Annotated in this window: 13 protein-coding genes; 10 read left to right on the forward strand and 3 right to left on the reverse strand. The window is 46.6% G+C overall.

What is annotated here, in order from left to right; all coding sequences use genetic code 11:
* Positions 1 to 10: 10 nt before the first annotated feature.
* From QFZ78_RS23645 to argH, 5 genes are all read left to right on the forward strand, one after another.
* Positions 11 to 286, forward strand: a complete 276-nt coding sequence (locus QFZ78_RS23645; protein WP_307551183.1) for a hypothetical protein — start codon at positions 11 to 13, stop codon at positions 284 to 286.
* 27 nt (positions 287 to 313) lie between these two features.
* Entirely contained in the window at positions 314 to 1510 is a 1197-nt protein-coding gene (locus QFZ78_RS23650) for an acetylornithine transaminase (RefSeq protein WP_307551185.1), read from the forward strand.
* Positions 1511 to 1541: 31 nt separating this feature from the next.
* Entirely contained in the window at positions 1542 to 2501 is a 960-nt protein-coding gene (gene argF / locus QFZ78_RS23655; protein WP_307551187.1) for an ornithine carbamoyltransferase, read from the forward strand.
* 39 nt (positions 2502 to 2540) lie between these two features.
* Complete coding sequence (locus QFZ78_RS23660; protein ID WP_307551189.1) at positions 2541 to 3779, forward strand: argininosuccinate synthase; 1239 nt, start codon at positions 2541 to 2543, stop codon at positions 3777 to 3779.
* 150 nt (positions 3780 to 3929) lie between these two features.
* Positions 3930 to 5345 (forward strand): argininosuccinate lyase, encoded by a 1416-nt coding sequence (argH, locus tag QFZ78_RS23665; protein WP_307551191.1) that lies wholly within the window; start codon positions 3930 to 3932, stop codon positions 5343 to 5345.
* Positions 5346 to 5401: 56 nt separating this feature from the next.
* Here the strand turns inward: argH and QFZ78_RS23670 are convergent, their stop codons facing one another.
* From QFZ78_RS23670 to QFZ78_RS23680, 3 genes are all read right to left on the reverse strand, one after another.
* Positions 5402 to 6295 (reverse strand): DUF4097 family beta strand repeat-containing protein, encoded by an 894-nt coding sequence (locus QFZ78_RS23670; protein WP_307551193.1) that lies wholly within the window; start codon positions 6293 to 6295, stop codon positions 5402 to 5404.
* A 3-nt stretch (positions 6296 to 6298) separates the two neighbouring features.
* Positions 6299 to 7003 (reverse strand): HAAS signaling domain-containing protein, encoded by a 705-nt coding sequence (locus QFZ78_RS23675; RefSeq protein ID WP_307551195.1) that lies wholly within the window; start codon positions 7001 to 7003, stop codon positions 6299 to 6301.
* Between the two features lie 117 nt (positions 7004 to 7120).
* Positions 7121 to 8563, reverse strand: coding sequence for a VanW family protein (locus QFZ78_RS23680; protein ID WP_307551197.1), 1443 nt, complete (start codon positions 8561 to 8563; stop codon positions 7121 to 7123).
* Between the two features lie 363 nt (positions 8564 to 8926).
* Between QFZ78_RS23680 and ftsE the strand changes: the two genes are divergently transcribed.
* The 5 genes from ftsE (at position 8927) to QFZ78_RS23705 (ending at position 13666) form a co-directional block, all read left to right on the forward strand.
* Positions 8927 to 9613 (forward strand): cell division ATP-binding protein FtsE, encoded by a 687-nt coding sequence (ftsE, locus tag QFZ78_RS23685; protein WP_047682153.1) that lies wholly within the window; start codon positions 8927 to 8929, stop codon positions 9611 to 9613.
* Positions 9603 to 10520: a permease-like cell division protein FtsX gene (gene ftsX / locus QFZ78_RS23690; RefSeq protein ID WP_307551199.1), complete on the forward strand. Its 918-nt coding sequence runs from the start codon at positions 9603 to 9605 to the stop codon at positions 10518 to 10520. Before ftsE ends, ftsX begins: the two co-directional genes overlap by 11 nt.
* A 77-nt stretch (positions 10521 to 10597) precedes the next feature.
* Positions 10598 to 10738 carry a hypothetical protein gene (locus QFZ78_RS23695; protein WP_307551201.1) on the forward strand — a complete coding sequence of 47 codons (141 nt, stop codon included), beginning with the start codon at positions 10598 to 10600 and terminating at the stop codon, positions 10736 to 10738.
* Between the two features lie 182 nt (positions 10739 to 10920).
* Positions 10921 to 12111, forward strand: coding sequence for a murein hydrolase activator EnvC family protein (locus tag QFZ78_RS23700; RefSeq protein ID WP_307551202.1), 1191 nt, complete (start codon positions 10921 to 10923; stop codon positions 12109 to 12111).
* Positions 12112 to 12202: 91 nt separating this feature from the next.
* Positions 12203 to 13666 carry a S41 family peptidase gene (locus tag QFZ78_RS23705; RefSeq protein ID WP_307555861.1) on the forward strand — a complete coding sequence of 488 codons (1464 nt, stop codon included), beginning with the start codon at positions 12203 to 12205 and terminating at the stop codon, positions 13664 to 13666.
* Positions 13667 to 13749: the final 83 nt, after the last annotated feature.

Consider the following 13749-nt stretch of genomic DNA (forward strand, 5'->3'; position numbering starts at 1 on the left):
GTTAACCGTCATGCAGCGGATTACTTTTATGTTTAAACAATTCCTAAGAGAGCCCTTATGGTTTAGAATACTTATTTCAACAACCTTGCTTATTGCACTTCTTTTTAGCGATTCCTACTTTTCGAATGATCCAGCTTACCAAGGCTTCTCCAAATTAGCGGCAGCCATCTTTTTCATTGCATACGGGATGAAAATGCGAAGGAATCGAGTAACAGCTATCATTTTATTTGCAGCTGCAGCCATATGTCTTTATCTAGCTTGGCACAAGTTCGAACTCATGGGTTGAACCACAAACTTTAAGGAGGGAATGTACATGACTGAAACAGGAAAAAGCTCGCTATTTCCAACCTACGCAAGATATCCAATCACGCTAGTGAAGGGGGAAGGCAGCCGTCTCTGGGACGATACAGGCAAGGAATACATTGACTTGATGAGCGGGATTGCGGTAACGAACCTCGGGCACGCGCCTCAAGCGGTGAAGGAGAAGTTGATTGAACAGCTCGATCAGCTTTGGCATGTGAGCAATCTTTTTCATATTCCGAATCAGGAGAAGCTGGCAACCTTACTCACAGATAATAGCTGTGCAGACGCGGTATTCTTCTGTTCCACTGGCGCGGAAGCGAATGAGGCTGCAATTAAGCTGGCACGTCGTTATAACCAGAAGGTTTTGAACAATGGTCGGTACGAGATTATCACGTTCAACATGTCGTTCCACGGACGCACGCTGGCGACATTAACGGCTACAGGGCAGGATAAAGTGAAGGAAGGCTTCCATCCGCTTCCTGGCGGCTTCGCCTATGCGCCTTATAACGATTTCGAGGCTGTCCGCAGTCTCGTCAATGAGCATACCTGTGCCATCATGCTGGAGATGGTGCAAGGGGAAGGCGGCGTACTGCCGGCTGATCCGGAGTTCGTGAAACAAATTGCAGAGCTGTGCAAGCAAGAGAATCTGCTTCTAATCGTGGATGAAATCCAGACGGGCGTGGGACGTACGGGTAAGCTTTTTGCCTATGAGCATTATGGGGTGGAACCGGATATTTTCACGTTGGCCAAAGGCCTTGGTGGCGGGTTTCCGATCGGTGCTATGTTAGGAAAAGCGTTCTTGGCAGAAGCATTCAGCGCAGGAAGCCACGGTTCAACCTTTGGTGGAACGCCGATAGCTACGGCTGCTGGATATGCGGCTGTGGACACGATTGTCACCAACAAACTGCCAGAGCGTGCTGCGGAATTAGGCGCATACACAGTGAAGAAGCTGGAAAGCAAGCTTGCAGGCAATCCGCTTATCAGCAATATTCGCGGTATTGGTCTCCTCATCGGGATCGAATGCACACAACCAGCAGGTGAAATCATTAGTGAAATTCATAAGCAAGGTGTACTCGTGATTCCGGCAGGGCCGAACGTTATTCGTCTGGTGCCCGCTTTGACCATACCGCAAGAAGATTTAGATCAAGCCCTAGATGTGGTGTGCAGTGTCCTCTCCCAGAAGGCATCAACCATCAGTAGCGTCTAGTAAAAAGTTCCGTTTAGAGAGGTTGGATAACATGAATATGGCTGTAAAGGAAGAACTGGCTGCCCAGTTGAAGGGCAAGGATTTTCTTGCTTTAGTTGATTATACATCAGAAGAAATTGAATATTTGATTCACTATGCGATCGAGCTTAAACGTAAACAGAAAGCTAGAGAGCCGCATGCTGTGCTCGCTGGTAAGACGTTGGGAATGATTTTTGAGAAATCCTCGACGCGTACGCGTGTTTCCTTTGAAGTAGGAATGTACCAATTAGGGGGTCAGGCTCTTTTCCTCAGTAAAAATGATCTGCAGCTTGGACGCGGCGAAACCGTTTGGGATACCGCACAAACACTGTCCCGTTACCTGGATGGCATCATGATTCGTACGTACGAACACCGCAAAGTGATTGACCTTGCTCGCGGATCAACGGTACCGGTTATCAATGGATTGACGGATTATGCTCATCCTTGTCAGGTTATGGCTGATTATCAGACGGTTTTGGAGAAAAAAGGCCGTTTGAAAGGTCTCAAAGTCGCCTACATCGGAGATGGCAACAATATGGTGCATTCCCTCATGATGGGTGCAAGTAAATTAGGGATGAACTTCGCGATTGCCTCACCGGAAGGCTACGATCCCGACAAGGAAGTCATTCAGAATTCTAAAGAGAACGCAGCGCAAACCGGAGGCAGTGTCCTCCTTACTCGCGATCCACGCGAAGCGATTGAAAATGCGGACGTCGTCTACACAGACGTTTGGGCAAGCATGGGCTTTGAGGCCGAGCAGAAGGAGCGGGAGATTGCTTTCAAGAATTTCCAAATCAATGAGGCGCTTGTGAAGCATGCCAAATCAGATTATTTGTTCATGCATTGCTTGCCTGCACACCGCGGGGAAGAAGTGAGCGAAGGCGTTATCGATGGACCGAATTCTATCATTTTTGATCAAGCAGAGAATCGTCTTCATGCGCAAAAGGCCATTATGGCCGCAACAATGATATAATAATTCGTAGCAGACATAGAAACGGAGAGATTAGAAGACATGGCTAAGGAAAAAATCGTTCTCGCCTATTCCGGCGGATTGGATACATCGGTTATCCTCAAATGGCTTAAGGAGACTTACGACGCGGAAATTATTGCTTTCACAGCGGATATTGGGCAAAAGGATGAGCTGGACGGTCTGGAGGAAAAAGCGCTCCAAACCGGCGCATCCAAGATCTACATCGACGACCTGCGCGAAGAGTTCGCGAAGGATTTCATCAACCCGATGTTCCAAGCGGGTGCTCTATATGAAGGGCAATACTTGCTCGGCACTTCGATTGCTCGTCCTTTGATCGCGAAGCGCATGGTTGAAATCGCTCGCGCTGAAGGCGCAACAGCGATTGCTCACGGAGCAACCGGCAAAGGGAATGACCAAGTGCGCTTTGAGCTGACAGCAGCGGCGTTGGCGCCTGAGCTGTCCGTTATCGCGCCTTGGCGTCTAGAAGAATTCCGCGAACAGTTCCCAGGTCGCGCAGAGATGATCGCGTATGCCGAGAAACACGGCATTCCGGTGACTGCATCGGCGGCGAAGCCGTATTCGACGGATCGCAATTTGCTGCATATCTCTTTCGAGAGCGGCATGTTGGAAGATCCTTGGTTTGATGCTGCATCCGACGAAAACAAAGGCATGTACGTCCTGAGCGTAGCTCCGGAAGATGCACCAGATCAAGCGGAGTATATCGAGCTTGAGTTTGACAAAGGTGACTGCGTAGCTATCAATGGCAAAAAGTTGTCCCCTCTTCAAGTTATGGAAACCTTGAATGAAATCGGCGGCAAGCACGGTATTGGCCGTGTGGACATGGTCGAGAACCGTTTCGTCGGCATGAAGAGCCGCGGCGTGTACGAGACTCCGGGCGGTACGATCCTTTTCACCGCTCATCGCAAAATGGAATCCCTCACGATGGACCGCGATGTCATGCACCTTCGTGATTCCCTCATTACGAAATATGCAACACTAGTCTACAACGGCTTCTGGTTCGCACCTGAGCGTTTGGCAATTCAAGCACTTGTGGGAGAAAGCCAAAAGAACGTAACAGGTACTGTACGCTTGAAATTGTACAAAGGCAACGTAATGGGCGCTGGTGTGAAAAGCCCAGTTTCCTTGTACAATCCGGAAATTGCTACAATGGAAGCAGATCCGACGAAAGCCTACGATCAAGGCGATGCAACTGGATTCATCCGCTTGAACGCACTTCGTCTGAAAGTATCTTCTGGCGTAGAACAAAACGCAAAGAAGTAATTATATAGCAGTACGGTCCGCTGGCTTTCCCTCGTGGAAAGCCTTTGGGTTGTCAATAAGGCTGTGTCCATAAGTCTATTCAGCAGAGAGACTTTGAGCGCAGCTCAAAGATCCCTATATTAGGTGTTAATACGAGAGGAGCCATGCACGGTGTCTAAGCTTTGGGGTGGACGATTTACGAAAAAAACCGACCAATTGGTCGAAGAATATACCGCATCTATTACATTTGATAAAGAGTTAGCGGAGGAAGATATTGAAGGCAGCTTGGCGCATGTGACTATGCTTGGCAAGTGCGGCATTCTACCTGCGGATGATGTCGAGAAAATCAAGGATGGCTTGCTGGCTGTCCAAGGTATGATTCGCCGTGGCGAGCTGGAGTACACGATTCAGAATGAAGATATTCATATGAATATCGAGAAAACCTTGATCGATTTGATCGGCCCTGTCGGCGGCAAGCTTCATACTGGCCGCAGCCGTAACGATCAAGTGGCGACGGACATGCATCTCTACCTGCGCAAGCGGGTGGTCGAGTTCGTAGGCCTGCTGATCAAGCTCCAGGAAGCTTTGCTTGAGAAAGCGAAGGATAATCTGGATACGATTATCCCAGGGTATACGCATCTGCAGCGTGCGCAGCCGATTCTGTTCGCGCATCACATGATGGCTTACGTCAGCATGTTCCAGCGTGACCTTGAGCGCTTGCAGGACAGCTACAAGCGCGTAGACATGCTACCGCTCGGCGCTGGTGCGCTCGCGGGCACGACCTTCCCGATCGACCGCCATTTCGTGGCGGAGCAGCTCGGGTTCGGACGCGTGTACGAGAACTCCCTGGATGCGGTCAGCGACCGCGATTTCATCCTGGAGTTCCTCTCTAACGCGTCCATGATCATGATGCACCTTTCTCGCTTCAGCGAGGAAATGGTGCTTTGGTCCTCGACCGAGTTCGCGTTCATCGAACTCGATGATGCTTTCTGCACCGGCAGCTCGATCATGCCGCAGAAGAAGAACCCGGACGTGGCTGAGCTTGTCCGCGGCAAAACAGGCCGCGTCTACGGCAACTTGTTCGGTCTGATGACCGTGCTCAAGTCGCTGCCGCTGGCTTATAACAAGGATATGCAGGAAGACAAAGAAGGCATGTTCGATACGGTTCGTACCCTGCAGGGCGCGCTTCAATTATTCGCTCCTATGGTCTCTACGATGAAAGTAAACTCGGATCGCATGAGACAAGCTGTAAACCAAGATTTCTCGAACGCTACGGATATCGCCGATTACCTGGTGAACAAAGGATTGCCTTTCCGTCAGGCGCACGAAGTGATTGGTAAAACAGTTTTGTACTGCATCCAAAACAAAAAATATCTACTCGATATGAGCATCGAGGAGTTCAAAACCTTCTCCAGCCTTTTCGAGTCCGATATTTATCAGGTCCTACAACCTGAGCAAGTGGTTAACGCGCGTAATGTCTACGGCGGAACGGCCAGCAACCAAGTGACAGAGGCGATTGCCCGTGCAGAACAAGTGCTGGCGCAATCGAACGAGTGGCTGCAGGCATATTTGGAAAAAAGCAAATAAGCCAATAGTCAAAAAGCCTTCAATCCCATCGATTCGGATGGTATTGAAGGCTTTTCTTATTTACCAGTAACTGAGATAAAACCTGTATCTGCCCGTACCTTCACTTTTTTGCTGCCATCGCCGATGGTGCCCTTTGCAGAATGATGATCGGTCTGCTCTACATTCACACCAGGTACTTCCAGATTGACACTGCCTGTGTCGGCGTTCAGAACGAAGCTTGCATTCTTTGGAGCAGGATCAAGCTGTAGGCGAATCGTACCCGTGTCGGTTTCTAGCGATACCGAATCTCCAAGATCGTTCAGTTTAGCAGTAATGCTGCCTGTATCTGTTTTCAGCTTTACATCTCCTTGGCCATTCTCCACGTTGATATGCCCAGTATCCGTTTGAAGGTTCAGCTGCTTACCTTCGTAACGTTCAATGGTGATACCGCCTGTGTCCGTGCTGGCTGTGAGTTTGTCGGCTTTCACTTCATTAAAGTAGATGCGTCCTGTATCCGAAGACACCGTGATCGCTTTGTATATTTTATCTGGTAGCGTCACTTCTGTCTTGATGCCTAGCCCTTGGTAAGCGATTATTCTTTTCAATTCGTTCAAATCAAAATTAAAGCCATTCGTAATCGATGCTTTTTTCTGCGTACAGACGTCTATACGCCATACGTTGCTTCCTTCCGTTGCAGCCTCAATGGTGCAATTTTTAGCATTATTCTCGCTAATCGTTCCTACGAGATGGACTTTAATTTCATCGGAATTACTAGGGATAAAAGTTACCCCGGAGATGTCATTTTGAATGATTAATGTATCAATATTTGCGGCAGGAATCTTCTTTTCGATATCAATATTCGTGACACCTGCGCTCCAATCAACCTCTTTGAAAGAAACAGCTGCTCCAATAAGGCCGATTCCAAGACAGGCAAAGCCGAGCAGTAAGAAAAATTTGACTCCACGTTTCATAGCTTAAGCCCCCTTAATCAATTTGGCATTAAATTGGATATACATCCAGCTGAGTTTGAAAAATACTTTGAACAACCATGAGCTTAACGTCGTCAATATAATGCCCAAGCCGAAACAAGCAAGCATTGCGAATCCAATGAAACGCATATCGCTGCCGACCGTTCCCATATAACTGCCGAGAATGCCGACAATTGGCGAGATGATGAGCGCGAAGCCCGAAACAAATAGCGCAATTAATGTTGCGAGAATACCGAACCAAGGACCAACGACGAATATTAGGTTAAAAAATCCAAGCGAAATGCTTACAATAATAGCCTTAATACTCGACTCCTGTTTAACTGGATAAGGGTACGGGTTGGGATTCATATAAGGATTCGCGCCCTGTGGAGGCGTATAAGGTGGAAAACCCTTAGTTTCAGGAGCTTGCTTAGGCACCGCAGTCGGTTCCGGTTTGGAATAAAATTTCTCTACCCGTTCGCCAGACGTGCTTTTGGAAGGCTCCTGTTCTGTACTAGGTGTCTCCTTCTGAGCGTCCCAGTTAGGAACTCGCGGATAGCCGAGAGACTGCGCTACATCATCCTCTTGCTTACCATTTTCAATGGCTTTCTGAAACAATTCTTCATAAACAGACAATATATTTTGGCGCTCCTTCTCGGGAAGTCCACGCAGTCGATAGTTTAATTCTTTGAAATAATCGATTTTGCTCATCGCCTAGCCTCCTTGTGTGCTATTTCATATTCCTATCATAATAGAAAAAAGTCATAATGACCTAGTAACTACAGTCACATGACCTTTCCTATTCCAAAAAGAGGCAGAAGCCTTATATTACCGGTTAACCGGTCCTTTCACGCCATCTTCAAGGATGGGCTGTTCTGGCGTGGAGGGATTCATTTCTTCCGACTTGATGTCACCGCGGTTGGCGGCGATGAGAGTAGGTACTGGAGAATACTGATCCTTTGAGATTAATTCTTTACTGACGATCGTACCATTTTCTCTTTTGATCCGATACGTCTCTACCTTGTAGCCGACCTTGCCTGTGCTAATAGGGCGTGTAACGCCTGGTTTCAGGCTGGGATTTTGCAAGTATTTAACCGGTGGTTGAATTGTTTCTACAATGTTGGAATTAATGTCATAGGTAATGGAAGGCGACATATGCCCGAAAAGTTTCACGGTGACGGCTTGTTCTGTTGTTATGGTTCGTATCAATAGATAGGCATCTGTGTTGTTGCGGAATTTGAAATTAATATAACCTCTGGCGAAAGTTGCATCTTGGCCGAGCGTAACATAGCTAACAGGGAGTGAATGATTGCGCCGCTCAACAATGTCGAGACCGCTCCGCAAGACAGCATTGTAAAGTGTTGTCGAAACTTGGCAAATGCCACCTCCAATGCCTGGCACGAGCTTGCCGTTTAGGATGACGGGTGCTTCCTTATAGCCGAATTGGGCTTCGGTTTGTTGAATAATCTTACTATAGTCGAATGTCTCTCCCGGCGCCATTAGCAAGTCCTGAATAGAGGCGGCTGTGGAGCGTATATTGTGAATTCTCCCTTCACCTGATGGGGGGAATGAGGTCGTGAATTCCGAGATTTTGCGATCGATGCCCTGACGTTTCAATGTTTCCATCGTTACTGTAGGACCCTGCTCATATAAAGGCAAGGACAGTGTGATAGGAGCAGCATTGTGAATATAGCCAATGGATGGGGCAATTTCTTTCAAGTGTTCAAGCAAATGGGCCGTATCAATTCTAAGCACTTTGCGTTCGGGCTCGAAAGCTAGTATATCTTCATTGGTTACAATGCGTTTTGCGGCAACCGGCTGAAGGTTATAGAGGTCCTTCCAAGCTTCTTTGACTACGGTGTTTAGCTGCGCTTGATTGACAGTGACCTCGAGCGGTATATCCGCGTGACGCAGGGTCCAGCGGGCTTTTATACGCTCTATCGGAGAGCCTCCGAACAGCTGCCCAAGTGAACGAGCTAGGGTTTCCTTTTGATACTGAACGCCTAGCTGTCCAAGCGCCAGTTGTTTATTCGGAATGTTCGGACGGGAGGATTGCAATTGAACGGGATAGGATGAGAGCAGCTGTAGGCGCTGTTCGTATTCTTGTTGAAATTTATCATAGGGCATTCCTCCAACCCTCCAGCCAGCAACTGTGAAATCTGCAGGGAATGTAGGCTGAGAACCATAGACGTATAGAGCAATGCTAAATGCACTTAGCATGCCTACGACGATAGACGTATAGAAGATAACTTTTCTAATTTGGCGTGACATGTATAGCGGCTCCTTTACATACGAATGATTTCGGGCTTGTACTTAATATAGGGATCTTTGAGCGGAGCTTAAAGTCTCTCTGCTTATAGGGATCTTTGAGCGGAGCTTAAAGTCTCTCTACTTAATATGTATCATCCTTTCAACCAATTTATTACTAAATCCTTATTCGGCTTAAATGTGTACAAATAATGATATAATGACGGTAATCTACAGGAATTTCAGAGCTATTTTAGAAGGAATTTCAGCTTTTGTGTCGAATGGATAAAAGCTAACTATACAGCAGAGAGACTTTGAGCTCCGCTCAAAGATCCCAAAGCAGAGAGACTTTGCTACGCAAAGATCCATATATTAGGATGTGATATTGTGATCGAAATGCAGGACGTATGGAAAACGTACTCCAACGGCACTCATGCATTGCGAGGGATTAATGTAAAAGTGGACAGCAACGAGTTCGTATATGTTGTTGGACCTTCCGGCGCAGGTAAATCTACATTTATGAAGTTGATGTATAGAGAAGAGAGGCCGACCAAGGGGCAAATCTTCGTGAATGGTTTTAATTTGGAAAAGCTGAAACAGCGTAAGATTCCTTATGTGCGTCGTAATATTGGCGTTATTTTCCAGGATTATCGACTGCTTCCTAAGCTTAATATTTTTGAAAATGTGGCTTTCGCTATGGAAGTTATCGAGGCACCTAAGAAGCAGATTAAGAAACGCACAATGGAAGTGCTTGAGCTTGTTAAGTTGAAGGATAAAGCGAATTCGCTGCCCTCTCAGCTTTCTGGAGGCGAGCAGCAGCGGGTAGCGATTGCCCGGGCAATAATTAACAACCCAGCTGTCATTATCGCCGATGAACCGACAGGAAATCTCGATCCTGAGACTTCCTGGGGAATCATGAAATTGATGGAGGAAATTAACTTCCGGGGCACCACCATAGTCATGGCTACGCATAATAAGGAAATCGTAAATACGATGCGTAAACGAGTCATTGCGATTGAGCATGGACTCATTGCTCGTGACCAGGTACGGGGGGAATACGGTTATGAAGATTAGTACGGTTTCTCGTCATTTGCGAGAAGGTACGAAGAATGTCGTTCGGAATGGTTGGATGACGTTCGCGTCGATTAGTTCGATAGCCATTTCGTTATTTATTTTAGGTATTTTCGTCCTTATTACACTTAATGTGAATGATATTGCAGGTCAGATTGAGAAACAGGTTGAGATTAATGTATATCTGGAAGTTAACACTTCGCAGGATCAAATTACTGCGCTCGAATCTCAAATCCAAGCTATTCATGAGGTAAAAACTATTAAGTTTGTTTCGAAAGAAGAGGGCCTTATTTATTTAAGGCAAAAGCTTGGTGAGAGCGGTAAAGCTTTATTAGATGGATTTGAAGGAGAAAATAATCCGCTAAACGATGCGTTTACCATCGAAGTCGATGACCCTCGCAATGTGGCCGTCGTTGCTGATCAAATCAGCGCGCTTAACATCGGCAAAGATCCAAAGCCTATCTACAAGGTGAATTATGGCAAAGGTACGGTTGAAGCCCTATTTAAGGTGACACAAATTGTTCGTTGGGTCGGGATTGGTATTGTTATTTTACTTTCATTTACCGCTGTGTTCCTGATCGCGAATACGATCAAAATTACGATTTTGGCCAGACGCAAAGAAATATCAATTATGAAACTGGTGGGTGCGACGAATTCCTTTATTCGTTGGCCGTTCTTTATAGAAGGTGCTCTGCTTGGATTCATCGGCTCTGTAGTCCCGACAGCTATTATTTTAGGTGGGTACTGGAAGCTGCTTAACACAAGTTCACTGAACTTGAATCTGCTTATGGTTGAATTAACACCTTTCGGGGATATTGCTCCTACGATGATGGCTTTGTTGTTAGGTATTGGGATGGTAATCGGAATCTGGGGGTCCCTAATCTCAGTCCGCAAATTCCTCAGAGTTTAAGGAGGCTTTAAAGCCGACTTTGTCCACATCAGAATGATAAATCCTAATAGCGCTAAAGCGTAAAGGAGGGATTCTGATTGGCGAATAAACCTACCACTAAACGCGGTCGCTCATCTTCGAATGACTTCGATATAGGTTTATCTCATAACGATGTATTTCTGGAAGCTTATTCGGCGTCGAATCTTGAACGAAAATGGGGTAGTCCGGTACTCATGTAGCTTTGCTACACTCCGTTCTCCTACTCCCATTTTCGTCCAACCTTCTCGGTTCTGAAAGTCGGCTTTAGAAGCTTTTATTTTTATTTTTTCATTTTCAAAGATTCATAGATTAGGAATTTAAGAGATTCAAAGTATAAAAGATTTAAGAAGTTCCAGGTTTTGATGATGGGGAGGCTACGTGCTTGAAGAAGAAGATTCTACCTATGGTGTTGACTCTTGGGATTGCGGCTTCATTGGCGGTTCCTTATGCGGGGTATGCCGCTTCAACAACGGAAAAGATCGATCAGCAGTTGACTCAGCTCAAGAAAATGAAGGCGCAAGCGCAGCAGAAGGCGAATGACGCCCAGAATCAAATAACGAAGGTCCATAACGAGAAGGACCAGGCGACGAAGGATATGAACACGCTTGTCAATCAGGTCAATGAGGCTAGCAAGAAGCTCACGAAGCTGAATGAAGAAATCGACCAAGTGTCGGATACATTAGCAGAGAACGCTAAACAATTGGATGAAGCGGAAGCTCGTGTGGAGTCTCGTGATCAAATGCTGAAATCTCGAGTGCGCTTAATGTATATGAACGGTTTTGTTTCGTACATGGATGTGCTGCTTAGCGCGACCAGTTTTTCTGATTTCTTGAACCGTATTGAAGCTTTGAAATCTATTGTTAATCAAGATAAAGAGATATTAGTGGCAAATAAGAAAGATAAAGAAACGGTTGCTCAGAAGAAGATAGATACAGAAGAGCAGCTTGAGAAGGTTAAGGCGCTTTACGCTGATGCCGACGCCCTTAGGGACGATCTGCAAGCGAAAGAGAAGGCCAAGGAAGTTAAGATTGCTTCCCTTACGAAGCAAGAGAAGGTGCTAGAGGATATTTCAGAAGAAAGCGATAGACAGATTACACAATTAGCGAAGCAAGAGGCAGATTTACAGGCGAAGAAACGGGCAGCTAGTAAAGCGAAGTCGCCTTTCACTTATTCCGGTGGGAAACTGGGTTACCCATTGGCCTCTCAAGCGCCGCTCACATCCGATTTCACGAATAGAATCAATCCAGTTACAGGCAGATCAGAGAGCCATAAAGGTATTGATTTGGGAGCTCCCAAGGGAACGGGCATTCTCGCAGCTGAGAACGGCTCAGTCATCTATGCTTCATGGATGAACGGATATGGGAATTGCATCATCGTGGATCATGGGAATGGGTTATGGACGTTATATGGACATATTATGAATGATGGGATCTATGTCAAAGTTGGCGATTTGGTGAAACGCGGACAGAAGATTGCCGGTGTTGGCTCGACAGGTCAATCGACAGGGAACCATTTGCATTTTGAAGTAAGGAAGAATGAAGTTCCAACCGATCCTAAACCATTCTTACGATAGGGGAACTTGGTTATAAAACGGGAATAGCTTGTCATATACTACAAACAGGCGAACCCAAATGGGTTTTAGGAAAAAGGTGGTGAAACGCGCTTTGCAATTCAAAGGACGCACGGTCATAGTATTTGTTTTGTTAGCCATGTTTGCAAGCAGTATCGTGACACTGACGATTGTGGATTCATCCTTTTCTTGGGGGCGGAAAGAGCAGCCAGCGGGCAGTACGACCGCATCCACTGCCACTTCTTCCGGACTTTCGAGTAAGGATTTGAGCAAAATCGCTACAACGTTTCAATTGATCGAGAGCAAGTATTTGCAGCAGCCGGATCATGATAAGCTGGTCAACGGTGCAATCAATGGCATGTTGGAATCTCTGGAAGATCCGTTTACCGTGTATATGGATCAGAAGGAAGCGAAGCAGTTCGATGAGAGCATTACGTCCTCTTTTCAAGGGATAGGGGCAGAGGTTTCGATTGAGGAAGGTAAATTCGTAATCGTGTCTCCCATCAAGGGCTCTCCTGCTGAGAAAGCTGGTATTCAATCCAAAGACGTGATTGTCTCGGTCAACGGAGAGAAGTTGGACGGGCTTACACTCAACCAAGCGGTCATGAAAATCCGCGGCCCTAAAGGAACGCAGGCGAAGCTCGATTTACTTCGTCAAGGTGCCGGTGATCCGGTACAAGTCATCGTGGTCAGGGATAATATTGACGTTGAAACGGTTTATGGCGAAATGCTGCAGGACCAAATCGGGAAGATTGAGATTCGCCAATTCTCCTCGAATACAGCCGTCCGTTTCGCTGAAGAGCTGAAAAGCCTTGAAGCCAAAGGGATGAAAGGGCTAGTTATCGACGTGCGTAATGACCCAGGCGGTCTTTTGAACGTGGTCGTCGACATCGTGAATCCTTTCGTCAAAAGCGGCAAGCCGATCGTCCAGGTCGAGAATCGGGATGGGAAGCGGGAGCCGACACCTTCAACAGGCTCAGGCAAGAACTATCCGGTTACAGTGCTTGTGAACAAGGGTAGTGCGAGTGCTTCGGAGATACTGGCAGGAGCCTTCCAAGAAGCGGTTGGCAGTAAAATTGTTGGTGAAACCTCCTATGGGAAAGGAACCGTACAGGTTACTTTTGAGAAGGAAATGGGTGACGGCAGCAATATCAAAATGACGGTGTACAAATGGTTAACCCCGAACGGCAACTGGATTCACAAAACAGGGATCCAGCCGGATATCCCAGTTGAGCAGCCGGCTTATTTCAAAGCAGCTCCGCTGTCTAAGAAAAGTGTGCTTAAACAGGATATGACAAGCGATGATGTGAAGAATCTACAGCTGATGTTATCAGGCCTTGGTTTTAACCCTGAGCGTTCGGATGGTTATTTCAATGATAAGACAGTTACAGCTGTTAAAGCATTCCAAAGAACTAACGGTTTACCAATGACTGGCGAGGTAGATACGGAAACAGCGGCTAAAATCGAAAAATCAATTTTGGAGCAAATCCGTGAGCCGAAGAATGATTTGCAGTTGAAGGCAGCAATTGGGCAAATCCAAAAGCAAATCGGGAAATAATAAGGATCAGATATTGGAAATTCGTCAAGATGGGCAGGAGATAAGCTCTAATAGTCGAATTAGTGTAGGAAGGTTGCTACGGC

Origin of the sequence: Paenibacillus sp. V4I5, assembly GCF_030817255.1 — a bacterium.
GTDB lineage: Bacteria > Bacillota > Bacilli > Paenibacillales > NBRC-103111 > Paenibacillus_E.

Excerpts from the sequence above, each read along its gene's own strand:
- QFZ78_RS23645 (WP_307551183.1), top strand. The coding sequence starts at position 11 with ATGCAGCGGATTACTTTTATGTTTAAACAATTCCTAAGAGAGCCCTTA.
- QFZ78_RS23650 (WP_307551185.1), top strand. The coding sequence starts at position 314 with ATGACTGAAACAGGAAAAAGCTCGCTATTTCCAACCTACGCAAGATAT.
- QFZ78_RS23680 (WP_307551197.1), bottom strand. The coding sequence starts at position 8,563 with ATGTCACGCCAAATTAGAAAAGTTATCTTCTATACGTCTATCGTCGTA.
- ftsX (WP_307551199.1), top strand. The coding sequence starts at position 9,603 with ATGAAGATTAGTACGGTTTCTCGTCATTTGCGAGAAGGTACGAAGAAT.
- QFZ78_RS23660 (WP_307551189.1), top strand. The coding sequence starts at position 2,541 with ATGGCTAAGGAAAAAATCGTTCTCGCCTATTCCGGCGGATTGGATACA.
- QFZ78_RS23675 (WP_307551195.1), bottom strand. The coding sequence starts at position 7,003 with ATGAGCAAAATCGATTATTTCAAAGAATTAAACTATCGACTGCGTGGA.
- argF (WP_307551187.1), top strand. The coding sequence starts at position 1,542 with ATGAATATGGCTGTAAAGGAAGAACTGGCTGCCCAGTTGAAGGGCAAG.
- QFZ78_RS23670 (WP_307551193.1), bottom strand. The coding sequence starts at position 6,295 with ATGAAACGTGGAGTCAAATTTTTCTTACTGCTCGGCTTTGCCTGTCTT.